24 protein-coding genes are annotated in these 25,359 nt (G+C 35.0%); 19 read left to right on the top strand and 5 right to left on the bottom strand.

Translation table 11 applies throughout. The features are described 5' to 3' along the window. The first annotated feature begins 137 nt into the window (after window positions 1–137). The 12 genes from P2W65_RS21685 to P2W65_RS21740 all read left to right on the top strand — a co-directional run bounded on the left by P2W65_RS21685 (window position 138) and on the right by P2W65_RS21740 (window position 13,367). Window positions 138–746, top strand: a complete 609-nt coding sequence (locus P2W65_RS21685) for an NADPH-dependent F420 reductase (RefSeq protein ID WP_289661135.1) — start codon at window positions 138–140, stop codon at window positions 744–746. A gap of 824 nt (window positions 747–1,570) precedes the next feature. Beyond that, window positions 1,571–2,389, top strand: coding sequence for an alpha/beta fold hydrolase (locus tag P2W65_RS21690; RefSeq protein ID WP_289661137.1), 819 nt, complete (start codon window positions 1,571–1,573; stop codon window positions 2,387–2,389). Between the two features lie 268 nt (window positions 2,390–2,657). Continuing rightward, entirely contained in the window at window positions 2,658–3,290 is a 633-nt protein-coding gene (locus P2W65_RS21695) for a hydrolase (RefSeq protein WP_289661140.1), read from the top strand. A gap of 41 nt (window positions 3,291–3,331) precedes the next feature. Continuing rightward, window positions 3,332–4,729, top strand: a complete 1,398-nt coding sequence (locus P2W65_RS21700; RefSeq protein ID WP_289661142.1) for an alginate export family protein — start codon at window positions 3,332–3,334, stop codon at window positions 4,727–4,729. A 19-nt stretch (window positions 4,730–4,748) separates the two neighbouring features. Next, the gene (locus P2W65_RS21705) at window positions 4,749–5,471 is read left to right on the top strand and encodes a M17 family peptidase N-terminal domain-containing protein (RefSeq protein WP_289661145.1); all 723 of its coding nucleotides are present in this window, start codon (window positions 4,749–4,751) and stop codon (window positions 5,469–5,471) included. Between the two features lie 7 nt (window positions 5,472–5,478). Then, complete coding sequence (locus P2W65_RS21710; protein WP_289661147.1) at window positions 5,479–7,365, top strand: amidohydrolase; 1,887 nt, start codon at window positions 5,479–5,481, stop codon at window positions 7,363–7,365. 9 nt (window positions 7,366–7,374) lie between these two features. Continuing rightward, on the top strand, window positions 7,375–7,803 hold the full coding sequence (locus P2W65_RS21715; RefSeq protein WP_289661149.1) for a DoxX family protein: 429 nt from the start codon (window positions 7,375–7,377) through the stop codon (window positions 7,801–7,803). A 1-nt stretch (window position 7,804) separates the two neighbouring features. Further along, window positions 7,805–8,278, top strand: a complete 474-nt coding sequence (locus tag P2W65_RS21720; RefSeq protein ID WP_091498535.1) for a Dps family protein — start codon at window positions 7,805–7,807, stop codon at window positions 8,276–8,278. 11 nt (window positions 8,279–8,289) lie between these two features. Next, window positions 8,290–8,955: a YoaK family protein gene (locus tag P2W65_RS21725; protein ID WP_289661152.1), complete on the top strand. Its 666-nt coding sequence runs from the start codon at window positions 8,290–8,292 to the stop codon at window positions 8,953–8,955. Window positions 8,956–9,007: 52 nt separating this feature from the next. Next, window positions 9,008–11,287, top strand: a complete 2,280-nt coding sequence (locus tag P2W65_RS21730) for a histidine kinase dimerization/phosphoacceptor domain -containing protein (protein ID WP_289661154.1) — start codon at window positions 9,008–9,010, stop codon at window positions 11,285–11,287. A gap of 9 nt (window positions 11,288–11,296) precedes the next feature. Next, a complete protein-coding gene (locus P2W65_RS21735) occupies window positions 11,297–12,655 on the top strand; it encodes a sigma-54-dependent transcriptional regulator (RefSeq protein ID WP_289661156.1) in 1,359 nt (452 codons plus the stop codon). A gap of 94 nt (window positions 12,656–12,749) precedes the next feature. Next, window positions 12,750–13,367, top strand: coding sequence for a TMEM175 family protein (locus P2W65_RS21740; RefSeq protein ID WP_289661158.1), 618 nt, complete (start codon window positions 12,750–12,752; stop codon window positions 13,365–13,367). A 1-nt stretch (window position 13,368) separates the two neighbouring features. Here P2W65_RS21740 and P2W65_RS21745 read toward each other — a convergent pair whose 3' ends face one another. Beyond that, window positions 13,369–14,955 (bottom strand): sigma-54 interaction domain-containing protein, encoded by a 1,587-nt coding sequence (locus tag P2W65_RS21745; RefSeq protein ID WP_289661160.1) that lies wholly within the window; start codon window positions 14,953–14,955, stop codon window positions 13,369–13,371. Window positions 14,956–15,271: 316 nt separating this feature from the next. Between P2W65_RS21745 and P2W65_RS21750 the strand changes: the two genes are divergently transcribed. From P2W65_RS21750 to hxlA, 5 genes are all read left to right on the top strand, one after another. After that, complete coding sequence (locus tag P2W65_RS21750; protein ID WP_289661164.1) at window positions 15,272–16,210, top strand: ring-cleaving dioxygenase; 939 nt, start codon at window positions 15,272–15,274, stop codon at window positions 16,208–16,210. 152 nt (window positions 16,211–16,362) lie between these two features. Continuing rightward, complete coding sequence (gene acnA / locus P2W65_RS21755; RefSeq protein ID WP_289661167.1) at window positions 16,363–19,137, top strand: aconitate hydratase AcnA; 2,775 nt, start codon at window positions 16,363–16,365, stop codon at window positions 19,135–19,137. Between the two features lie 210 nt (window positions 19,138–19,347). Continuing rightward, window positions 19,348–20,226, top strand: a complete 879-nt coding sequence (locus P2W65_RS21760) for a helix-turn-helix domain-containing protein (RefSeq protein ID WP_289661169.1) — start codon at window positions 19,348–19,350, stop codon at window positions 20,224–20,226. A gap of 331 nt (window positions 20,227–20,557) precedes the next feature. Continuing rightward, the gene (gene hxlB, locus P2W65_RS21765; RefSeq protein WP_289661171.1) at window positions 20,558–21,124 is read left to right on the top strand and encodes a 6-phospho-3-hexuloisomerase; all 567 of its coding nucleotides are present in this window, start codon (window positions 20,558–20,560) and stop codon (window positions 21,122–21,124) included. A 31-nt stretch (window positions 21,125–21,155) separates the two neighbouring features. Next, window positions 21,156–21,794, top strand: coding sequence for a 3-hexulose-6-phosphate synthase (hxlA, locus tag P2W65_RS21770; RefSeq protein WP_289661173.1), 639 nt, complete (start codon window positions 21,156–21,158; stop codon window positions 21,792–21,794). 66 nt (window positions 21,795–21,860) lie between these two features. On the opposite strand, the gene P2W65_RS21775 is transcribed toward hxlA, so the two are convergent. The 3 genes from P2W65_RS21775 to P2W65_RS21785 form a co-directional block, all read right to left on the bottom strand. Continuing rightward, on the bottom strand, window positions 21,861–22,283 hold the full coding sequence (locus tag P2W65_RS21775; protein ID WP_289661175.1) for a DUF2141 domain-containing protein: 423 nt from the start codon (window positions 22,281–22,283) through the stop codon (window positions 21,861–21,863). A gap of 281 nt (window positions 22,284–22,564) precedes the next feature. After that, window positions 22,565–23,215 carry an outer membrane beta-barrel protein gene (locus tag P2W65_RS21780; protein ID WP_289661177.1) on the bottom strand — a complete coding sequence of 217 codons (651 nt, stop codon included), beginning with the start codon at window positions 23,213–23,215 and terminating at the stop codon, window positions 22,565–22,567. A gap of 273 nt (window positions 23,216–23,488) precedes the next feature. Beyond that, complete coding sequence (locus P2W65_RS21785) at window positions 23,489–23,635, bottom strand: hypothetical protein (protein WP_289661179.1); 147 nt, start codon at window positions 23,633–23,635, stop codon at window positions 23,489–23,491. A gap of 391 nt (window positions 23,636–24,026) precedes the next feature. Here P2W65_RS21785 and P2W65_RS21790 point away from each other — a divergent pair, with 391 nt between their 5' ends. Next, a complete protein-coding gene (locus P2W65_RS21790) occupies window positions 24,027–24,272 on the top strand; it encodes a ribbon-helix-helix domain-containing protein (protein ID WP_289661181.1) in 246 nt (81 codons plus the stop codon). After that, window positions 24,265–24,543, top strand: a complete 279-nt coding sequence (locus P2W65_RS21795; RefSeq protein WP_289661183.1) for a type II toxin-antitoxin system RelE/ParE family toxin — start codon at window positions 24,265–24,267, stop codon at window positions 24,541–24,543. Before P2W65_RS21790 ends, P2W65_RS21795 begins: the two co-directional genes overlap by 8 nt. Window positions 24,544–24,653: 110 nt before the next feature. Here P2W65_RS21795 and P2W65_RS21800 read toward each other — a convergent pair whose 3' ends face one another. After that, window positions 24,654–25,289 (bottom strand): MEDS domain-containing protein, encoded by a 636-nt coding sequence (locus tag P2W65_RS21800; RefSeq protein WP_289661185.1) that lies wholly within the window; start codon window positions 25,287–25,289, stop codon window positions 24,654–24,656. Between the last annotated feature and the right edge of the window lie 70 nt (window positions 25,290–25,359).

Here is a 25,359-nt window from a genome sequence, read left to right on the forward strand (position 1 = left end):
TGAAAACAGATATTTGTCTTAATTTTAAAGATCGGATTGTAGTACGTTTCTAACAATACATCTATATTCAATCCCATACGACAAAAGCATTCTTAAAGTTTTATTAGTGAGCAATAATAATTTAAAAAGCAGAAGTTATGAAAATTGGAATCATTGGAATCAGCAGTCTTACTCTAGAATTAGCCTGCAGAGCAGCACAAGCAGGTTATGAAGTCATTATAAACAATCCCAGAGGAGGAAGTCTTATCAAGGAGGTTGTTAAAACAATGGGAAATAAAGCAAGAATTGGAACACTTGAGGAATCTGCAGATGCGGAAATAGTTATACTGTTTCTTCCAAAAGATGATTTAGAAAATGTTTTAAAGTCTCTTCCTGACATGTCCGGAAAAATCGTAGTGCATACCAGCGGGTTAATTTTTGATCCTCATTTACTGCTGTCGGGCATTACAAATGCTATGACCTATAAAATAACAGCTTCACTTCTTCCAGAGGCTCATGTTGTAAAATTATTCAATCCAATCGAAACTAAACCAAGACAGATTCCCGCAACACAAGAAAACAGAGAAGATATTTTTTACATTGCTGACGATACAAACTCTAGAAATGTTATAAGAACTTTTCTAAAAAAACTTCATTATCTTCCTATTGATCTGTCGGCTAGATTCCATCTGTATAATAAAGGACTAAATTTAAAAAACTTCGTTAATCCATTGGCAGTTAGACCTTTAAAAAACAGTCCTAACTAGTCAATTTCTTATGTAATTACAAATTTGAAAAGATGCGCTTTTACAGTGCAACTTAGCTTTCATAACGATTCGATTTTGTCTGCAACACGACACAATTGAATCGTTTTAAAACGTGCCCTAGAGTAACACTAAATCTGTTTAAACTTTTATCTCGTTTTTTTTAAATTCTCTCGTTGATCCAAATGCCGCGTTTTTCGTTTCTCCCGCTATAAATTAATAGGCCGCGTCAATTTGTGCCCCAGCGCTTGATTCTCTCATGATCAACACGAAAATATCTTATCTTCATTACCTCATCTACTCAGTACGAATCCTAATTTGATGGATTATTTCCTGAAGAAATATATATTTTGGATAACTGCAACCTTTAATATTCATCTTTAAAAAGTGTTCTAAAAGTCATAATCTAGATGTAAAAGATCTTATTGAACTGTATGCCTAGTTAAAAAACTTTGTGGCAAAATTTGAGATGATTTGAATAAAAACAATAAAGCTTCTAATAAATTTACGAAATAACGTAAATCAAAAAAGACTTCAAAAACCTTCAATCCTTTATAAACAAAGACATTAACTCATACGGCATATTGTTTGAAAATACTGTACCGAAAATATTCTTAATCTAAAAATATGAGGACAGTACTTAGAAAAAAACTGCAAAAAATGAGATTACTCTTTTTCTTAATCTACATTAATCAACAAACTTTCATTCCCGCTATAAGTTTGTAAAAAAAAATCAACAACATCTGTTAAATCAAAAATCAGATTTAATTCAAGTAACAATTTAAAATATTTATACATAACATTTATTAATCCAAAACCACATTAAGATGAGCACTATTAAAACACAAGACGGAACAGAAATTTTTTACAAAGATTGGGGAACAGGTCAGCCAATTGTTTTTCACCACGGATGGCCTTTATCATCTGATGACTGGGATGCACAGATGATATTTTTTCTAAAACAAGGATACAGAGTTATTGCACATGATCGTCGCGGACACGGTCGTTCTGGTCAAAGTGCTGCAGGAAATAATATGGAAACTTATGCATCAGACGTAGCTGCATTGACTGAAGCACTTGACTTAAAAAATGCTATTCACGTAGGACATTCAACCGGAGGTGGTGAAGTAATTCGTTACGCTGCAAAATATGGAAAAGGGCGTATCGCAAAAGCAGTAATCATTAGCGCTGTAACACCTATTATGATTCAAAATGAAACGAATCCAGAAGGCGTGCCACTATCTGTTTTTGATGAAATCAGACAAGGCACAGGATTTAACAGAGCTCAGTATTTTTATGATTTCCCTATTCCTTTCTACGGATGGAATCGTGAAGGACAAACTGTTCAGGAAGGAATAAAACACAACTGGTGGCGTCAAGGAATGATGGGATCTGTTTTAGCGCATTATGAAGGAATCAAAGCTTTCTCTGAATCTGATTTTACAGAAGACCTTAAAAGTTTAGATATTCCAGTTCTAGTACTGCATGGAGAAGATGACCAAATTGTTCCTTACGATCAAGCTCCAAGAGCAGCAAAACTTTTGAAAAACGGAAAACTAATTTCTTATCCAGGTTTTCCTCATGGTATGCCAACTACAGAAGCGGAGACAATCAATAACGATATTCTTGCTTTTATTAAAGAATAAATTTTCTTCATAAAAGAAACTAAACTGTCTGTAAAGGGACGCCTTTCATGATGGTTTAAAATCTTCCAAAAAAAGGTTTCTTTTTGAACTGAGATCAAACGGAAACTTTCTATACTTTATCCTATATAACGAATAAGGCTTCGTAAAATTACGAAATATCGTAAGTGTTTTTGGCATCCCAAAAACACAAAGCCTTACTATACAACAAACTGAAAGTTTGGCACTTCTTTAGCCTAACTAATTATAAATCTTAAAAAATAAAAATCTCATGAAACCATCAGCAAACTTATTATCCCCAGATAACCATGCATTAGTATTAATTGATTTTGAAGGACAAATGGCATTTGCTACCAATAACATTGCGATAAGCGAACTTCGTAATAATGTGGCTATTATCTGCGGTGCATCTAAAATATTTAATGTTCCAACTATTGTAACCACTGTTTTTGAAGAAAGCTTTGCGGGGCCAGTTTTCCCAGAAATCGAAGAATATTACCCTATTGCTACTTCAGGATATATCGACCGTACTACAATGAATACTTGGGAAGATGAAAATGCATACAAAGCCATTACGGGAACAAAAAAACAAAAAATAGTTTTAGCGGGATTATGGACAGGTGTTTGTATCGTTGGACCAGCTTTATCAGCAATTGAAGAAGGTTATGAAGTATATGTAATCACAGATGCATGCGGAGATGTGAGTACCGAAGCTCATGAACGTTCTATCCAGAGAATGATCCAAGCTGGTGCACAACCCATAACTTCTATTCAATACTTATTAGAACTTCAAAGGGATTGGGCACGTCAGGAAACTTATGTTTCAGTAACGAACTTAATGAAAAAACATGGTGGATCTTATGGTTTAGGAATTCATTATGCACACAACATGCTGAAACACTAATTCGACTAATTCATTTTATTATAAATCTCTTACGCTTCATTATGTTGGAATCATCAAAATCCATATCGTCAAACAAATTCTTCTGGATCATAATTTTATCCTTTCTTTTAATTGGAATAACGGCTTCATCTCAAAGTTTTAAGCTTTTACGCTATGATGAAAATTATGAATTTCTAAAAGATTCAAATAGGAACTTTTATGAAAACTTAAAATTCATTCCATTAAATAAGCAGAAAGATATTTACATGTCTCTTGGAGGCGAAGCCCGATATGAATATGTTGATTTCAACAATGAAGATTGGGGAAGATTAAATATTGGCCATAATAATTTTTTACTGCAGCGCTATGATCTTCATGCCGATATTCATTTAGGAAAAACCTTTAGAGTATTTGCCCAAATAAGAAGTGCCTTAGAAGACGGCCGTGTAAATGGAGCAAGAGGTATTGATGAAGACCAACTAAATGTCCAGAACCTATTTCTGGATGTAAATGTATGGCAACAAAAAGACAAAAAAATAATCATTCGCGCCGGAAGACAGGAATTAGATTATGGTTCCGGAAGATTGATTTCTGTAAGGGAAGGCCCAAATGCAAGACTTTATTTTACAGGAGCAAAATTAATGTATAGTTCTTCAAGAGTATCAGTTGATGCTTTTGCAATGATGGCAGATACGATTTACACAGGAGTTTTTGACAATAAAATGTCTAAACAATTAAATCTATGGGGAGCTTATTCTAAAATAATTTTTCCAAAAGCAGGAAATCTCGATGTTTATTATCTTGGAATAAGAAGAGATGAATCTCTTTTTGAAGAGGGAATTGCCCCAGAAAAACGCCATACAATTGGAACAAGATTATGGAAATACGGTGGCGGATTTATATACAATCTTGAAGCTGCCTATCAATTTGGAACTTTTGGTTCAGGAAATATTACTGCCTGGACTGGATCTGTGGATATTGGATATATGTTTGAAAAAACAAAATTCAAACCTACCATAAATCTCCGAAATGACTATATCTCCGGAGATAAAAATCAAGGAAATGGAAATCTTCAGACGTTTAATCCGCTTTATCCTAAAGGAGGTTATTTTGGTTTTAGCCCTCAAGTTGGCCCTGTAAACCTTATCGATATTCATCCTTATGTTACGATGGATTTATTGCCGCAACTAAAGATGCAGGTCGATGTGGTTCTAAACTGGAGGTACTCAACTCAAGATGGAGTTTATAGACCAAGCGGTATGCTTAACCTTCGCGGAAGCGCTTCTGACGAAAAATATATCGGAACTGCTTATCTGGCTAATTTCACATACAACGTAAACAAATATATTTCGGTAGTCAGCGGTATTCAATATTTTAAAACTGGCGCTTTTATCAATGACATTATTCCGAATTCAAAAGATGGTGTTTTCTTTAACACCCGACTTGGATTCAAATTTTAACAACACTAAACCCTTAACAATGAAAACAAACACTTCAATTTATAAATTTAGATATTCGTATCTAATTCTTTTAATCCTAACATTTTCGTTTAATGGCTTTTCACAAACAGCTTCAATCGGTTCTTCAGTTACTTGGGGAAAAGTCGATGGGGTTTCTGTAAATGGATTGGTTCAAGGACCATCAGCGGCAGAAGCCGATCTTCAAGTTGCCTGTGTTTTTGAGTATACAGAAGGTGATATTTTTAACCCTCCTGCTCTTCCAGCAAACTTAAACGGAATGGTACATTTAGATGACGCGTTAAAAGGCATTATCACTGAATTACGCAAAAACGGCAAGTTTACAGGTCATTCTCTTGAAACTTTACTAATTACACCTCCAAAAGGAACTTTGGCATCCAAACAATTATTATTAATAGGATTGGGAGACCGCAATAAATTTACTCCCGATTTAATGATTAGCGTTGGAAGCACTGCTATGCGAGAAGCTTTACGTTTGGGAGTTTCAAACTATTCTTTTGCGAGTGATATTAAAGATGCCGGAATTGATTCCCCAACAGCTTTGGTTGCTGCAAATGTAGTTTTAGGTTCGTTTGAAGCTTACAGAACCCAATCTTATTTAAAAGAAAAAAAATTAGCAGACTATAAACCTTTAACGAAAGTTATTTTACTTGCCGGGCCAGCTTTTTACACCGTTGCTGGCGAAGGAATTAAAGATGCCATTGCAAAGTTGAACTCTAAATAATAAAATTATGAAAGCAGATCTAATTTTATTCAACGGTAAAATTCATAGTTTCAATACTGAAACACCAAATGTAACCGCGGTTGCCATAAAAGACGGGAAATTTATTGCTTTGGGAAATGACAGCAGTGTAATGGAATTTGCATCTGAAGAAACCAAAATAATTGATCTTCAAAATAAAAGAGTAGTTCCAGGAATTAACGATTCTCACATTCACCTGATCCGAGGTGGTTTGAATTATAATTTAGAATTACGCTGGGATGGCGTTCCTTCACTTGCAGATGCACTCCGAATGCTAAAAGAACAAGTGGATCGCACACCAAATCCTCAGTGGGTTCGAGTGGTTGGCGGCTGGTCTGAATTTCAGTTTGCCGAACGCAGAATGCCTACTCTTGAAGAAATCAATGCGATAGCTCCTGAAACCCCTGTTTTTATTCTGCATTTGTACGATAGAGCGATTATGAACAGAGCAGCACTAAAAGCGGTTGGTTATACTAAAAATACACCCGCTCCGCCTGGAGGACATATTGAAAGAGATGCAAAAGGCGAACCAACCGGATTGATCATTGCAACACCAAATGCCATGATTTTGTATTCGACTTTGGCTAAAGGCCCTACTCTTTCGTATGAACATCAAATCAATTCAACACGTCATTTTATGAAGGAACTGAATCGTTTTGGAATAACTAGTGTTATTGATGCTGGAGGCGGATTCCAGAATTTTCCAGATGATTATAAAGTAGTAAACGAACTAAATGAAAAGAAACAATTGACCGTTCGAATTGCCTATAATCTTTTTACCCAGAAACCGAAACACGAATTTGAAGATTTTGAAGATTGGATTGATACCGTAAAATTATATCAAGGCGATGATATGTATCGTCATAATGGAGCGGGCGAAATGTTAGTTTTTTCTGCCGCCGATTTTGAAGACTTTCTCCAGCCAAGGCCTGATCTTCCTGAAAATATGGAAGCAGAATTGGAAAAGGTGGTTCGTCTTTTGGTAGAAAACCGCTGGCCTTTTAGACTTCATGCTACTTATAACGAAAGCATTACGCGTTTTTTAAATGTCTTTGAAAAGATCAACAGAGAAATTCCTTTTAACGGACTTCCGTGGATTTTTGATCATGCCGAAACTATTGATGAAAGAAATATCGAACGTGTAAAAGCGCTTGGCGGCGGTATTGCGGTTCAAAGCAGGATGGCGTATCAAGGAGAATATTTCACGGATCGATACGGGGCAAAAGCAGCTGAAAACACACCGCCAATAAAAAAAATGATCGAAATGGAAGTTCCTGTTGGAGCAGGTTCAGATGCTACAAGAGTAAGCAGTTACAATCCGTGGGTTTCCATGTATTGGATGACGGTTGGAAAAACGGTTGGAGGTTTACAATTGTACAACGAAACGAGATTAAATAGACAAACGGCATTGGAACTTTATACCAGAGGAAGCGCTTGGTTTTCTCAGGAACAAACGAAAAAAGGAGACATTAAAGTAGGAATGTTTGCTGATTTGGTAGTGCTAGACCGTGACTATTTTACAATTGACGATGAAGACATCAAAAAAATCGAATCGGATTTAACGATTGTCGATGGAAAAATTGTCTATGCCAATGGTGATTTTTCTTCATTCTCACCGCCTCACATTCCGATTTTACCAGATTGGTCGCCAACGAATATCTACAACGGATATCCGGTTAGAAGCAGTTTACAGAGCGAGATAGAAAAAAACTCAAAAACTACTGCAAAACCAGCTCTTACGGCTCAGATACATAGTTGCACCGGCAGCTGTGATGTTCATGCTCACAATCATGATGTTGCCAGAATGAGCAATGTGCCGATCAATAATTATAACGCATTTTGGGGCGCTTTGGGCTGTTCCTGTTTTGCATTTTAACTGAACAAAATGATGGAAATTATAAAACAAATCCTCAACTCTGATTTAGGATCAACCTTGAATAATACAGCAATTTTAGTTTTTAGAATACTGCTGGCAGTTGAACTATTCAGAGTACACGGAATGAAAAAATTCAGACTGGAAAACGGACAAAAAGAACATGTTCCAAACCCGCTGCATTTACCAGAAAAACTAAACGGATTAATGGCCACACTTTCAGACACTGTAGTTCCCATATTTATTATTCTAGGTTTAGGAACTCGTCTGGCTGTGCTTCCAACCATTGGTGTTACAGCAATAGGCTATTTTGTGGTTCATCGAAAAGATTCGCTGGAAGTCCGCGATGTTCCTTATATGTACACTTTATCCTTATTACTGCTGCTTGCACTTGGAGCAGGAACCTATTCACTTGATCATTATTTATTAAACCTTATTTAAAATGAAAGCAAACATCGGAATCAAACAAGAAAGCATCACAACAGTAGTAGATGTATTAACAAAAGTTTTAGCTGACGAATTTGTATTGTATACCAAAACAAAAAAAGCACACTGGAATGTTGAAGGGCCAGATTTTTATAACAAACACCTTTTCTTTGAACAGCAATACGAAGCACTTGACGAAATTGTTGATGCAGTTGCAGAAAGAATCAGAACTTTAGGACACTATGCTCCTGGAACTTTAAAAGAATATCTGGCACTGACTCATTTAACAGAAGAATTAAAAGGTCAAAACGACAGCATCAGCTACATTAAAGAATTACTGGTAGATCATGAAAGTATTTTGATACACTTACGTGAAAACATCAATAATTTTGCTTCAGAACTTCAAGATGCTGGAACAAGCGATTATATCACAGGACTTTTAGAAACTCACGAAAAAATGGCTTGGATGCTTAGAGCACACTTAAGCTAAAAAATAATATTATGGAAATACAAAAAAATATTTGGTACGTAACCCTGCTTCTCACCATGATAGCAGGGTATTGCGATACCGTAACCTTTGTTGCCGCCGATTCGATATTTTCGGCGCATGTTACGGGTAACTTTATTGTCTTTGCTTATCAGATTATCAAAGGCTCAGACATTCATGCTTGGGTAAAACTGCTTACTTTTCCTGTTTTTATTTTAGCAGTAATTATCGGCGGTAGAATTGCTTTAAAAAGCACGAACCGTTACACTATTTTATGCTGGGAAGGTATTATTTTGGTTTTAAGCGGAGCAGCTTCCTATATTTTTGGGTATTTAGAAAATACCGCAGAATGGACCGTATATACGATCGCCATGACAACTGTATTTGCAATGGGACTTCAAAATGCTTTTGGAAAGCTTTATGCCAAAGAAACTCATGGGCCGACAACCATGATGACAGGAAATGTAACCCAGGCTTCTCTTGACTTAGGAAATCTGCTGAAAAATGGATTAAAAGACGTTGATGTTCTCTTAAGTTTTAAGAAACAACTGGTTACTATAATCGGTTTTCTTGTGGGCTGCTTTTTAGGAGCAATTGCTGGAAAGTTCTTTGGATTAGGGACTTTAATTGTTCCTGGTGCTGCTATGATTATTTGTTATTGGTATCACCGTGAATCTTAAACAAACCCTCTTACAATATTGCAGATTTATGATAAAACATTATCTTTAAAAAATGAATTTAATCTCCTTTTTCTCTGCCAAAAAACACCTTTCTACTTTGTGTTTGATTGCTTTATTTTTATTGATTTCCATACATGGAACAGCCCAATCTAAAGAAGATCCTGATCAATTAAGAAAGAAAATTTCACAAGCAGAAAGTGACAGTCAAAAAGTAGAATTACTTTTAACTTTAAGCAATTATTATCTCACTAAACCAGGTGAATTAAAAGCCGATCTTGATAGTGCTTCAAATTTAAATTTTGAAGCAAAAAAGTTAAGCATCACTTTAGATTATAAACTCGGAAAAGGAAAATCTATCCTTTTAGAAGCGCAGATTTACAGAGAAAAAGGAGATTCTAAAAACGGACTAAAAAAAACAAAAGAAGCACTCGCTTACTCCGAAAAAAATAATTTACCCGTTCTTAAAGCTGATGTTTACAGAGAACTTTGCGCTTACAAAGGTTATGAAAAAGAAGATACAGAGGAAAAAATAAAATATCTCGAAAAAGCAATTCCGCTTTACAAGAAAAATAAAGCGTACAAAAAAGAAGCTGATGCCTTAAAAGATTTAGGAGATTATTACGGAAGTATTGAAGAAAATCAAAAAGCATTACAGCTTTTAGAGAATGCTGTGGCTATTTACAAATCGATTGATTTCAAAGAACTTCAAGGTGTCTATACCTTAATGTCCGATAATTACGGAATATTACAAAACACGCAATTATCACTGCAATATGCACTTATGGCAGAGAAAACAGCCGAAGAAGTTCACGATACAAGTTATCAGCTTTGTACCATTTACAATCATCTTGGTCTTGCTTATTATGATCTTCTCAAATATGACTTGGCATTTTCTAATTTTGAAAAAGCTTTAAATATTGCTTTAGAAAATAAAAATACCGGCGATGTCAATATCATCAGTTATAATTTAGCATCACTGTATTGTCAGCAAAAAAATTACAAAGCAGCATTGCGTACCTTAAAGCGAACAGCTAAAGATTATCCTCCAATGGATGAGATAACCAAAGTAAGGCAAACATTTATATATGTTGTATGTTATTCTATGCTCAAACAACTGAATAGTGCAAAACCTTATTATGAACAACTACTCAAAGATTATAAGGAATCTGAAGCAGGTCTTGTTTATAAATTGACAGGAATTATTATTTATTTACAACAATCTGGTCAGGTAGACAAAACATACGCCTACATTGAAAAATTTAAAGAATTTGCAAAAAAAGCAAACAGACTGATTCTTTATTCTCAAATCGAACTTTTGTCTTTTCAATCTGATCATGCCAGTAAAAAATATGAATCTGCTATAAAACACTTGCAAAAGCACCAGCTCTTAAGAGATTCTATTTTTAATTCGGAAAAGCTAAAACAATCCGCAGCATTACAGCTCCAATTTGAAACAGAAAAGAAAGACAAAAACATTAAACTCCTTACCCAGCAAGGAAAATTACAGGAAATAAAAATTCATAATGATCGAATTATCCGTTATGTTTTTATAGGAAGTGTTATCGTTTTAATACTTTTCTTAGCTCTTTTGTATAATAGTTTTAGACTAAAAAAGAAAAAGAATGAAGAATTAGAATTACAGCGTCAGCAGATTAATGAACAAAACGAGCTGAACAAAAAAATGCTCATTGAAAAAGAATGGCTATTAAAGGAAATCCATCACCGTGTAAAAAATAATCTTCAGATTGTGATTAGTTTATTAAACACTCAATCGGCTTATTTGGATAATGAAGATGCTTTAATGGCGATACAAAACAGCCAGCACAGAATGCACGCCATGTCTTTGATTCATCAAAAATTATATCAGTCTGATAATCTGGCCAATATTGACATGTCTTGGTACATTTATGAACTCATCAATTATATGAGAGAATGTTTTGATACTGATACAAAAATCAACTTTGTTTTGGATACCGAAAAAGTATATCTTGATGTTGCTCAAGCTGTTCCGCTGGGATTAATTATCAATGAAGCCATCAATAATACTATTAAATATGCTTTCCCTTCAGATCGAAAAGGAGAAGTAATCATCAGTCTGAAAAACGTAATAAACAGCGATTACAAACTTATTGTAGCAGACAATGGCGTTGGGCTTCCAGAAGATTTTGAAGACACAGAAAGAGATTCTCTTGGAATGAATTTAATGATGGGACTGACAGATCAAATTGATGGAAATTTTGAAATGAAAAATGATAATGGACTAAAAATCACAATTACGTTTACAAGAAATACAGAATTTGAAGTTATCGAAGAAAGTTCTGAAACTATATAAATCAAGGTAATGAAGGAGAAAATTCTAATTGTTGAAGATGAATTTATTGTAGCAAACGATTTAAAAATCATGCTGATTAAAGCTGGTTATCAAGTAGTCGGCATTGCTTCCTCGGTTGTTCAGGCCAGAAAGTTAATCGAAGATAAAAAGCCAGACTGGGTACTACTTGATATTATGCTGAAAGGCAATTTGACTGGAATCGATCTCGCATGGGAACTTCGTGAATTACAGCTGCCGTTTCTTTATATTTCTGCTAACACCAATCAAAGCACACTGGAGGCTGTTAAAGCAACGCATCCGTATGGTTTTATGGTAAAACCTTTCCGCGAAAAAGATCTAATTGTAATGCTCGATATTGCGAAATATAGATTTGATCAGGAAAGAGGAACATTAGCAGAAAACCATCCCGACGAAGAAAATGAGGCAATTGAAGGAATTATTGGAAGCAGTCCGCTTTTAAAAGAAGTCATTGAAAAAATAAAAATTGTAGCCCCAGCTGAAACTTCTGTTTTGATTTTAGGCGAAAGCGGTACTGGAAAAGAAAGAGCGGCACATTCGATACACGAACTTTCAGGCCGTAAATCCAGTCCGATTGTGGTGGTAAACTGTGCTGCATTACCACATTCTTTGATAGAATCGGAACTTTTTGGACATGAAAAAGGCGCTTTTACGGGCGCTAATTCGATGCGAATCGGGAAATTTGAACAAGCACACGAAGGCACTATTTTTCTAGATGAAATTGGAGAATTACCATTGGATTCTCAAGTAAAGTTATTACGTGTTTTACAGGAAAAGGAAATTCAGCGTCTTGGTGGCAATAAAACCATTAAAGTCAATGTTCGAATTGTTGCCGCAACCAATAGAACCTTAGAAAAAGAAGTAGCCGAAGGTCGTTTTAGACTTGATTTGTATTATCGTTTAAATGTATTTCCTATACAACTTCCGACACTTAAGGAACGTGCAGCAGACATTGAAGCTCTGGCTCATTATTTTGTAAAAAAATATGCGGTAAGTTCCCGTAAAAATGTAACTGGAATTAGTCCAATTGCTTTAGAACAATTAATGCAGTATGACTGGCCAGGTAATATTCGCGAATTAGAACATTTGATAGAAAGAAATGTACTGCTGGCCAAAACCAGTGAAATTGAAAAATTTGATCTTCCATCCAATAATCAACAGCCTTTAGAACTGAAACTCGGCGGATTAAAATCAATGGAAGAAATGGAAAAAGAGCATATTATGAGTGCTCTTCAACTGTGTAATGGTAAAGTTTCAGGGCCAGGCGGAGCTGCAGAATTACTTAAAATGCAACCGCAGACCCTGTTCTCAAAAATGAAAAAATTAGGTATCAAACAAGGATACAATTAACAAACTCTGAAGTTACATTACTTGAATCAGTAAGCGCATAGAAAACTATGGGCTGGAAAAGTATTGCCTCTTCGGATTTAAAAAATCATAAAAAATGGAAAAAGAAACGGTTAGAATAGAAAATTTCAGCGATGCTGTTTTTGCCATTGCTATTACGCTTTTGGTATTGGATCTTCATGCCCCAGACATAACCGCTGTTAAAAATGGCACTGAATTACTGGATTATTTAAAAAACGAATGGACGGCTTATCTTGCTTTTACGCTATCGTTTTTCAGTATTTTTATTATGTGGGTGAATCATCATAAGATTTTCAAACAAATCTACAGCCGCAATACAGCCATTATGTTTTCGAACGGATTAATTCTTTTTCTTGTGACTGCTGTCTCCTATCCTACGGCTCTCTTGTCGAGATTTTTTGAAGGTGAGGCTTCTAGTATTTCGGTGGCTATTTATACTGGAATCTTTGTTCTTATCAATATTTCGTATAATCTGCTTTGGTTTATTGCGAGTAATAATAAAAAACTTTTACGTCCTGGCATTACCAATTCCGCCATCAAAAAAATCAGAAACAATTATTTATACGGATTTCCTACTTATTTAATTGCTTTCGGAATTTCATTTCAGTATCCAGCGGTAGCTTTGGCAATCAGTATGCTTTTGTTAATTTACTGGGCTGTTTCTTCAGGAAAAATCAATATGGCTGCAGAATAAATTAATCTAGAAAATGTTCTTTTTTAATGTCTAATTTCTGCATTCTGGAGATTAAGGTTGTACTAGGAAGTCCTAATAAAACGGCCGCTCCTTGTGGCCCAGAGATTCTTCCAGCACATTTTTTTACCACTTTTAAAATATGTTCTTTTTCTACTTCCTGTAAAGTTTTAATGTAAAAATCAGTTGCTGTTGTATCAGATTCAGGTTTGTATATTTCGGGAAAAATCATTTCTTTTATTACCTCTTCTTTCGCAAATAAAATACTTCTTTCGATCATATTTTCAAGTTCCCTCACATTTCCCGGCCAGTCATACGCTATCATACTTTTTAATACTTTTTTAGAAAAACCTTTAATCTTCTTTCCTATTTTCAAACTGTGTCTTTCTAGAAAAAATTCACCCAAAACAGGAATATCATCCTTTCGTTCTCGAAGTGCAGGAAGTGAAATTGGAAATACATTTAAGCGATAATACAAATCATTTCTAAATCTTTCTTCTGCGACTTCTTTTTCTAAAGAACGGTTAGTTGCAGCGATAACCCTTGCATTTACTTTTATTGTTTCTTTCCCACCAATTCTTTCAATCTGTTTTTCCTGAAGTACACGAAGCAGTTTTCCTTGAAGTTCCAAAGGCAGTTCTCCTATTTCATCCAGAAAAATAGTGCCTTCATTTGCCTGTTCAAATTTTCCAATTCTTTGTTCGGTTGCTCCTGTAAAAGCGCCTTTTTCATGTCCGAACAATTCACTTTCAATAAGATTTGCTGGAATCGAAGCGCAGTTTACTTTTACGATTCTGTTTTTTGAAACTGTTGATAAACGATGTACAGCATCGGCAACCAATTCTTTTCCAGTTCCGGTTTCTCCATAAATCAAAACGGTCGATTGCGAAGACGCTACTTGAGCAATTAATTCCGAAACCTGTTTCATTACAACACTGTCTCCCACAATTCCTACTGAGTCAGTTTCATTTGAAATTTCGTCTTCTTCGTTTTGAACAGAATTTTGTTTGAACTTTTTCAATTCGGTAATTTCACTTTCATATTTCTGAGTAAGTGCAATGTTCCGGATTGTAATGGATAACTGTGTCGCAATTCCTCTTATAACTCGGCTTGATTCTCTACTGAAAGTCAGTGCACTCTTAAAAAACATAAAAAGAACATTTCTGTTTCCTTTTGTGTAAGGCAACGAAATACCAATTCCATTTTTAAAACCACTTGCATTAGCAATCTTTATAAAATCAGGAAAAGGATTCTTTTTATCGTCAAGATTTTTTAAATCAAAAACAACGGCATCGGCAGAATCGAGACAAACATCAAAAAAGCCATCATTCACGAGATATTTCTTTACAGCTTTATCTTTCTGAAAAAACTGATAGAAAACGGAGTATTCTGTTTCATTTTCATTAGAAGAAGCCAAAATAAAATCATCAAACAGAAATTGTTCTTTCAATTGGCCTATCACCACATTTAATTCTTCTTTAGTTAAAGCCTGCCCAATTTCCGAGCAAATCGACATAATCAGCATTTGTTCTCTTTCTCTTTCCTGCAATCGGTTCATCATAATTGCAGTTTGGTCTTTCGGCTTTTCCATAAACAAAAAATTCTCGTGGTATTTTACACAGTAACACTGTAAATTTAAGAAACAGCCTGTATTAAATTGCTATTGATTTTCTAAATATGCAGACTCAAATCATAAAATTACGATATATCGTATAAGCAAAAAATCAAAACAAACACCAAAACCCTCATAAACAACACCTTTCTCTAAGTGGAATATTATTTGGATACTACCAATTGTTCCGTATTCAATAACTTTCTATTTCTTAATCTATGTTAATCGATCTAGAACTGTATCGGAAGTAAACTTGCAGTGAGAAAATCAATAAACCATTTAATATAAAAACACCATGGAAAACACAATTTTAGGCTTACATCATATTACTGCAATTGCAGGCGACGCAAAACAAAACTTCAATTTTTATTCTAAAATATTAGGATTACGTTTTATCAAAAAAACAGTGAATTTTGATGATCCTGGAACGTACCACTTTTATTTTGGCGATGAAGTTGGAAGCGCTGGAACAATCTTGACTTTTTTCCCTTGGGGAGCAGAAATCCAGCAAGGAAGAAAAGGTTCTGGAATGGCGACAGAAATTGGTTACTCTGTCCCAAAAGGAAGTCTTGATTTCTGGCAGAAACGTTTTGAACAATACAATGTAACTTACAGTAAACCAACTGAAAAATTCGGTGAAAAATATCTTAGTTTCGAAGATCCAGACGGTTTAAAACTAGAATTAATCGAATCTAAAACAAATGATAACAGAAAAGGCTGGGAAACGGATGAAGTAAAAGCAGATGTGGCTACAAAAGGTTTTCATAATGTTACATTGACTTTAAAAGACATTAAACCAACTGCAGCCATCTTAACAGAAATCTTCGGTTATAAATTAATTGACCAAGAGGCAAACCGTTACCGTTATGCCACAGCTACTGTCGAAAATGCAGCAATTGTTGATCTTGTAGAACTGGCAGATGAAAAGCATGGCCATGTTGCCAACGGAACGGTTCATCATGTGGCTTTCCGCGTAAAAAATGATGAAATTTTAATGCACTTCCGTGAAAAGGTAGAAGCTTACGGATTGTCTATTACACCACAAATCGACAGACAATATTTCCACTCTTTGTATTTCAGAGAACCTGGAGGCGTTTTGTTCGAAATTGCTACCGATAATCCCGGATTTACAGTAGATGAACCTTTAGAAGAATTAGGCAAAAACTTAAAACTTCCTGCTCAATACGAAGCACACCGAAAAACCATTGAAAATCATTTGGTTAAAATTAATTAATCGCAAAAATCGATTTAAAAAAGCAGAAAAAAGAGTATTTTTATTATAAAAACAAACACAAAACAAATTAAAACAAGGAGATCTTTAAAAGTCTACGCTCAAAAAGTACCACTCTCTAATCGTATATTTTTAATTTAAAAAAGAACCACAACATGCAGAACGACATTTACCAGATTAAAAAAGTACTTAAAACTTCTGGCAGGGAGTTTTCTTATTACAGTCTTGCGGCAATGCAGGAACAAGGATTTGAAATCGAAAAAATGCCCTTTTCAATCCGAATTCTTTTGGAGAATGCCTTGCGCAATTTCGATGATTTTGCCATCACTAGAGAAAACGTTGAAACCTTATTAAACTGGAAACCAGAAGCATCAGACAAAGATATTCCGTTTAAACCTGCGCGAGTTTTAATGCAGGATTTTACAGGTGTTCCCGCTGTAGTTGATATTGCTTCATTACGTGCCGAAGCAGCAAGAAGAGGCAAAAATCCTGATGCGATTAATCCGCTGATTCCTGTTGATCTTGTGGTCGATCATTCTGTTCAAGTAGATTACTTTGGAACTGAATATTCATATCTGCGCAATATGGATGAGGAATACAAACGTAATGGCGAAAGATACCAGTTTTTAAAATGGGCACAGGAATCGTTTACCAATTTCAGCGTTGTACCGCCGGGAATGGGAATCTGCCACCAAGTTAATCTTGAATATTTATCGAAAGGCGTTATAGAACGTAACGGAGAAGTTTTTCCGGATACGCTTGTTGGAACCGACAGTCATACACCAATGGTAAACGGAATTGGGGTTATCGCTTGGGGTGTCGGAGGTATTGAAGCCGAAGCCGCTATTTTGGGACAGCCTATTTATTTTATTATGCCAGAAGTAATTGGTTTAAAATTGACAGGTAAAATTCCGCTTGGCTCCACTTCAACCGATATGGTTTTGACGATTGCAGAACTGCTTAGAAAATTTGGAGTAGTCGGAAAATTTGTAGAAGTATTTGGTTCAGGCCTTGACAATTTAAGTGTTCCTGACCGCGCTACAATTGGAAATATGTCTCCTGAATTTGGCTGTACCGTAACCTTCTTCCCTACTGACGAAAAAACACTGGAATATATGAAACTTAGCGGCAGATCGGAGGAGCAGATTCATTTGGTTGAAGATTACTGCAAAGCAAATCTGTTGTGGAGAAAAGGCGACGAAAATATTAGCTATACTCATGTTTTGGAATTGGATCTTTCTACTATAGAGCCTGTAATTGCAGGCCCAAAAAGACCTCAGGACAAAATTCTGCTTAAAAATTTGGAACCTTCTTTTGTTGATGCCTTAGACAAAAACTTTGGCAGAAAATATCTAAAACCTGAAAAACAAATCAAAACATGGCTGGCAGAAGGCGGTTCTCAGCCTTTAAATGAAAGCAAACCAGTTCCAGAAGAAATACAAATTGATCCAAAAATAGAAAATGGCAGTAAAAGCGTCGAGGTTACTATTGGTTCGGAACGTTTTACTTTATCTGACGGATCTGTTGCTATAGCGGCTATTACTTCTTGCACTAATACTTCAAATCCTTTCCTTATGATTGGTGCTGGATTAATTGCCAAAAAAGCAAGAGAAAGAGGCGTAAATACAAAACCTTGGGTAAAAACATCGCTTGCTCCAGGCTCAAAAGTAGTAACTGACTATTTACTAAAAGCAGATTTACTTAAAGATCTTGAAGCCTTGAAATTTCACGTAGTGGGTTATGGCTGTACATCTTGTATAGGAAACTCGGGCCCGCTTCCACCGCATGTGGCAAAAGCAGCAGACGAACATGATCTTGTATTGGCTTCTGTACTTTCGGGAAATAGAAATTTTGAAGCCAGAATTCATCCGCAGATTAAAATGAATTTCCTAATGTCGCCAATGCTTGTCGTAATCTTTGCCATAGCAGGAAGAGTGGATTTTGACATTCTAAACGAACCGCTTGCCTATGATTCTAATTTACTGCCTGTTTACTTAAAAGATTTATGGCCTGCTGAAGATGAAATCAGTCAAATACTTCGTGACGTACTGACTCCAAAACAATTTGAATCCAGTTATTCAACGATCTTTGATGGTAATGAAATCTGGCAGCAATTGCAGATTCCTAAAGAAAAAATTTACCAATGGGAAGATAATTCGACTTACATCAAAGAAGCGCCATTTTTCAAAGACCTTCCAGATCATCCTAAGGCGTTACAAAATATTGTAAATGCCCGTACCTTATTGGTATTAGGAGATAGTGTAACCACAGATCATATTTCGCCAGCTGGATCATTTAAAGAGAATTCTGCGGCAGGAAGTTATTTATTAAGCCGAGGTGTGGAGAAAAATGACTTTAACTCGTATGGTTCTCGCCGTGGTCATGACGAAGTAATGATTAGAGGTACTTTTGCGAATGTTCGTATCAAAAATGCTTTGGCTCAACAAGAAGGTGGTTTTACGACTTTTCTTCCAACAGGAGAAGAATTGAGTATTTATGAGGCTTCTAAAAAATATAAAGCTGCAGCAACACCTTTAATCATTTTGGCTGGAAAAGAATACGGAAGCGGTTCTTCGAGAGACTGGGCCGCAAAAGGAACTTTTCTGCTTGGCGTAAAAGCAGTATTGGCAGAAAGTTACGAAAGAATACACCGCAGTAACTTAGTTGGAATGGGAGTTTTACCATTGCAATATAAAAACGGAGAAAACGCAGCAAGTCTTGGACTTACTGGAACAGAAACCTTTACGATTACAGGAATTGCAGAAGATATTACACCTTTGAAAGAACTGGCCATTACCGCTGTTAAAGAAAATGGTGAAGTTTTTAATTTCAGTGCAATAGCAAGATTAGATTCTCAGATTGAAATTGAATATTATAAAAATGACGGTATTCTACAATATGTTTTAAGACAGTTTCTTCATAAATCATAAAGAAAAACAGTTTAAAAAATCTAGTTAAACTTGAAATTCCTGACTTTATAGTTGGGAATTTTAAGTTTTAGATCATTAAAGAAACAATAGGTTTTCTTAAATTTGCAGCTTTTCTTCTTTTACGTTTACTTAAAATATCACTTTTAAAACCTCTAGATAGATATTTTTAGAAAAAAAATATTAAAATACACTATAAACATTTCTCATCAGATGGATTTAAAAAGGTTAAAACTCAATCAATACAATCAAAAACTAGAAGACAAAAACTTATCTTTCAGAGCTTTTGATATAGAAAACTTAAATATTAGTGACTATCAGAAACCACACAAAAACGATCACTTTTTTATTCTGATTGTGGAAAAAGGAAAAATTGATATTCAAATTGAAGAAAAAGTTTTCAATCTAAAATCAGAAAAAATATCAATTGTATTTCCTGACCAAATTAACTTTATCTCTAATCTAAGCAGTGACCTCAAAGCTAAAATTATTTTATTTGAAGAGGTATTGTTTTGCTCAGACATCTTGAAAAATGAATTAAGTCCTTACAACGTAAACTTGTCTGCCAATCTTAATTGTAATGCACTTCATATAGATGAATTCAAAAATGCTTTGGTGCTTGTAGAAAACATTCAAACTATTTACAACAGTCCAACTCTTGTCAAAAAAGAACAGGCGCGTTTTTTCATTAAGATATTTTTATTGGGACTTATAGAATCTATTCACGGCCAGCATCCCATCTTACATCAAAAAACGAATCAGCATGTATATATTGCTTTTAAAAAACTACTTAACGAACAGTTTAAAAGCCAGCGTACAGTGCAATATTATGCTGCAGAGCTCGGAATAACTCCTAAAAAACTCAATGAAATAACCAAAAAACACTGCAGTGAAACAGCAATTAATGCCATTCATAATAGAATTTTAAAAGAAATTAAAAGACAGCTTTTGTTCTCTGATCTTTCGCATAAAGAAATCGCATTTAATCTTGGCTTTAGTTCTCCCTCTGCTTTGAATAAGTTTGTGAAATCAAAACTTAAAGAAACTCCAACTGAACTTCAAAACGAACTCTCGCAGATTTATAATGCATAATCTAGAATCTATTCTCTATTTTCTATTCTCTATTTTCCATTTTGTTAAAAAAGCGGCGCAAATTTATATCGCATAGTACTGTTTTTATAACATCCTCCCTTTTTCCTGCTATACTTTTGTGACAGTAAATACTACTGATACAAACGTGTACAAATCCTTATTGCTCTAGAAGTTCCGCAGATCAATTATTTAATTCTACTCATCTGCGTCTTAATCCGGCAATATCCATAAGTCAACATTTTCAATAGTATCCTTATACATTCTGTTTGTCTTCGCATTTAATAATTCGAATGACAGCAGGCATTTATTCGCTTATTTTAAATAACAAAATATGACTATCAATAATTCGATAAACGAAAATCTTCGCACCATTTTAGAGGAAAACCTAAAATTGGCAGATCAGATCAATCCGCAGGAAATTGATGCATTGGTTAACAAAATTAAATCGGCCAACCGAATCTTTTTTATGGCAGCCGGCAGAAGCGGTCTTGCCTTAAAAATGGCGGCTATGCGTTTTATGCACTTGGGATACCATGTATATGTGGCTGGTGAAACCACAACTCCTGCTATCCTTGAAGGCGACCTGCTTATTTTAGCTTCTGGATCTGGTACCACTTCTACAGTGATCTCTGCAGCAGAAAAAGCAAAAAAGCAAAATGCTACAGTTGCCGTCCTTACAGCCGACTCGAAAAGCAAACTAGCAGAAATAGCAGATACTATACTGCTCCTAAATGCTGCAACAAAAACAGACTTTGGTGTTTCCGTTTCTCAACAGTACGCAGGAAGTCTTTTTGAACAATTTACATTATTAATACTGGAGAGCATTTTTATGAGCCTTTGGCAGGAATCTGGTTTAACCAAAGAAGACCTTTGGCCTAAACATGCTAATCTGGAATAACTTTTTTTTTACTTTTTAAAACATTTTAGACATGACAAAATTACAAGTCGCAATTGATTTACTTACTACAGAAGCTGCATTAGAACTAGCAGGAAAAGTAGCCCCTTACGTAGATATTATCGAATTGGGAACGCCCCTAATTAAAGCAGAAGGTCTTAGCGTTGTAACAGCTATGAAAGCCGCTTTCCCAGATAAATTAGTTTTTGCTGATATGAAAACTGCAGATACTGGATCTTTAGAGGCTGAAATGGCTTTTAAAGCTGGTGCTGACTTAGTTACCGTAATGGGTACTGTTGATGATGCTACCATTAAAGGTGCTATTGAAGCTGCAAAAAAATATGACAGAAAAGTTGTTGTAGACACTATTGGAGTAAAAGACAGAGTGCAGAGAGCAAAAGAGGTAACTGCTTTTGGAGTAGCATTTGTGGAACTACACGCTGGTCTTGACGAACAGGCTTTACCTGGATATTCTGTACAAACACTTATCACTGAAGGAAGAGAAGCTAAAGTTCCTTTTTCAGTTGCGGGAGGTGTAAACATCGACACCATTAAAGATGTTGTTGCTGCGGGTGCAACTGTAGCTGTAGCAGGTGGTGCTATTTATGGCGCTGCTGATCCAGCTGCTGCCGCTAAAGCATTAAAAGAGGCTATAAGCACTGTTACTGTATAATAATTTCATTCTTTAAGGCTGGAACACTTTTACAGATTCCAGCCTTATATTTTTTAATGATTTATTTTAATGAGCAGTACTCATCTTGATATAAATTTTTGTCTCGGCTGTTCCTATATTAAATTTTGCCTCTTCGTATTTTGGAGGTCCCATAAATCCTTTTGCGTTATTAGAGCAGGCTACCGGCTCTTTGGGCATTCCTATAAAATACTTGTCTAGTTTACCATTACTATTCTTGTCTTGATATACCAAAACTGTATACTCTCCAGTTGGAATTCCTGTAAATTGAACTAAAGCAGTGTTTGCTTTTATTATAGACGCCCCTGTTTTGTATGTTTTTTTTAGAAAGTTTTCTTTAGAATTGTATAATTCTGCTACCAATACTCCTGTGTTGTCTTTTAAATTAGAAACATTAATCGTAAGATTTGAGTTTTGTGCCAATGCGAAAGTGCTGCTTAGCAGAAAAACGGAAACAAATAATTTTATCATGATTGTTATTTTTGATTGTTTAAGGAATAGAAAAATGATAACAATATTACTAAGATGTTTCAGTGTTGGCTATGATTTTTATCATATTGCTTTTCAATTCCTTGTCAATCATATATAACAAAATAAAAATATGTCTTTCTAAAATTCTATTGTAGTAGGCTGCATAAAAAAAGACAGATCTAAAAATACCTGTCTTTATCTATAAGCGATCAGAATTCAAAATAATTTAATACTTGTCCCCACTTCTAGGGACTTTTTCTAAGAGTTTAATACAGTAGCGATTACTTACTGAAATCATAACTTAACGAAGCCCCAAGGCCAAACTGAAATGTTGAAACATAATCATTGACTGCCACTGGTCCCCAATAATAGTCCCAATAATAATCATATCCGACAGCTGCCGACATAGACTGGAGATAAGCATGAAGGTTAATTGACAATGGTGAATTGGTTTTTACTTTTACTCCGGCTTTAGCCTCCCAAGCAAAATACGTACCGTTGCCGCTTCTTGGCGTTTCTAGTATGGCTACCCCTGCACCCGCACCAAGAAAAGGAAGCGCTTTCTGAGAGCTTGAACCAAAATAATAGGTGTAATCTGCCAGTATGTAATTGATAGCGCCTTTATCATCACCAGCATTAAGCTGAGTTCCTGCAGCAATACTGCCTTCGTTTAAAGGAACTTTTGTATACAAAGGCATTCTGGTATCAAGTCTGTTATATTTTAACTCTATCGAAGCGTTATCCATTATAAAATATTCCAAACCTATTCCGTACTCAAAACCATCTTCTACCTTAGCATAAGAAGAATCAAAATCTACTCTGTCGGAAAAAGTATATCCTCCGTACAGATTAAGCAAAAATGACTGGCCGCTTTGTGCCGAGACTGCCAGCGTAAACAAAAAAAAGACAACTAATACATGATACTTTTTCATAATTTTTAATTTTAGTTTGTAATAAATGGGATTTATTATTCTCAAGCCTTCCAGCTTAATCAAAAATGAATTAGAGTCAGCATTAAGGCCTTATTTCTATCCAAAGTTATCTTACAAAACTAATTTTCTACTAAAATGCAAAGCCAATTAGGTTTCAAATTATAAAATGAAACCATATTATGGGATATTTACATTAAAAATAGGCAACTTATTACAAAACAGCTATTTAAAATTTAAGAAAATCAGTTTTTAAAGTTCGAGTAAAAGAATATTTTATTCCGTTACAGTAGCAATCCTATCCGTTTTCTTGATTTTCTCTACTCCTCTTTCTTTTATTAGTTCGGCTGCATCGAGCATTTTGATTAAATGAATGTAAGGTGTCGTTACATCAGATTCAGGATCTCCATCGCAGGGAGACAATGAAAACTCTGTTATCTGATGCAGAAATAATTCAAATCTCGATAGCGCGGATTTGCAATCCGTGCCGCAACAGTAAAACAAAAAACAAATCATTCGAACAAAAATTACACAAAGTAGTAATATGTTTTTTTATTTACAACGAGAACTAACCAATCTTTACGGGCATGGATTGCAAATCCGCGCTATCGTTGCAAAGATAAAGCTGCGCGATCAGGTCTACTATTATTAATGACAAAATAACATCAGAAAGCCTATATCACAGAGATAAATCTACACGATCAGGTTAAGCTTTTAACTTCCCAAACAATTAAAAAAAACTATTTCACTTTAATATATTTTTCATTTTAAAGTTTTGGTGTAAATTTACACCAATCAAACAACTTGTATAATTATGACACGACAAAGTATATCATTGACTGCACCTAATGACGAATGGTTGAAAAATCAAGTCAATGCAGAAGAGTTTAGTAGTAAAAGTGAAGCTATTAACTACTTGATTAAACAAGCCCGTTCACAAGAAGAATATTATGAGTTTGTGAGATCTAAAATAGATAAGGGAGAAACAAGCGGTTTTGCAAAAAAACAAAGCAGAGAAGAAATGTTAGCTGAATTTAAAAAAGATCTGCCTGATGTATAGCTATTATTTAAGTAGCGAAGCCAAAGAAGATTTAAGAAGAATTTATTATTATGGTGTTAGCAAGTTTGGTATTAAACAAGCAGACAGCTACTTTAATATGTTTTATGATTATTTTGAAAAAATAGAGGAAAATCCTTTTTTATTTCCATCTGCTGACCACATTAAAATAGGATATCGTTATTGTGTTTGCGGTGTTGATACTATTTATTATCGAATTAATGGTAATAAACAGGTAGAGATTATTACCATTATTGGAAGGCAACACTTTTAAAGCAGTTCCACTTAGTGAGAACATATTTTTTTATCATAGAAATTTAAAATCGATCGCACTGATTTGAACTCTTCGAAAAGTTGAGCTAGAGAGAAATAAAAGAAAACTGTTTAAGATTTAAGCGAACTAGATCGAGAAGAAAGATTTGAAATAAATTCCAAAGGTTCTACATATAATGGATTTTTACTAATCTTTCCATCCTTGATCACATAAGGATGTGTAAGTAATATATCGGTAAGTGTATTTTGGCTGAAACTACTGATATCGTACATACAAATTAAGGAACAAGAATGTTTTGGAGTTAGTAGATTCAGTCTGGCTTCATATTCTAAAAGTTCATCTGTTCCGGGCAGGTTTTTAAGTGCCCATACCATATCGCCACACGCTCTAACGCTATCATAACCCGCTCTTGAAGACGATAACAAAGACTTTTCTAGCAAATCATACATTTCATCTGCAGCAAACTTGCCTCCATTAATATAAGTGTTTTCAGAAGCTAGAACTTCCAATTGACCGCTCAACAGTTTTTCAGTAATCGATATTCCATTATCAGCCAGACAGCGGCAATGCTCTCCATGACGGTTTCCCTCAAGGATATTAATGACTTTATCATTCGTTTCCAATCCCTCCAGAATATAAGGAATGATTACCTCATATTGCTGTTCTCTTGAATCGAAAAAACCGCAAATGTGCATTGGAGCTGACAATGATTCTCCACATACTGAAAAAGGTGTCTGTTTATTCATATATCAAATATACGCAATTAGTTTTTTTGAACGCATTTACTGCTAAATTTTTCGATATAGGGTTCTAATC

Origin of the sequence: Flavobacterium panacagri, assembly GCF_030378165.1 — a bacterium.
Classification (GTDB): domain Bacteria; phylum Bacteroidota; class Bacteroidia; order Flavobacteriales; family Flavobacteriaceae; genus Flavobacterium; species Flavobacterium panacagri.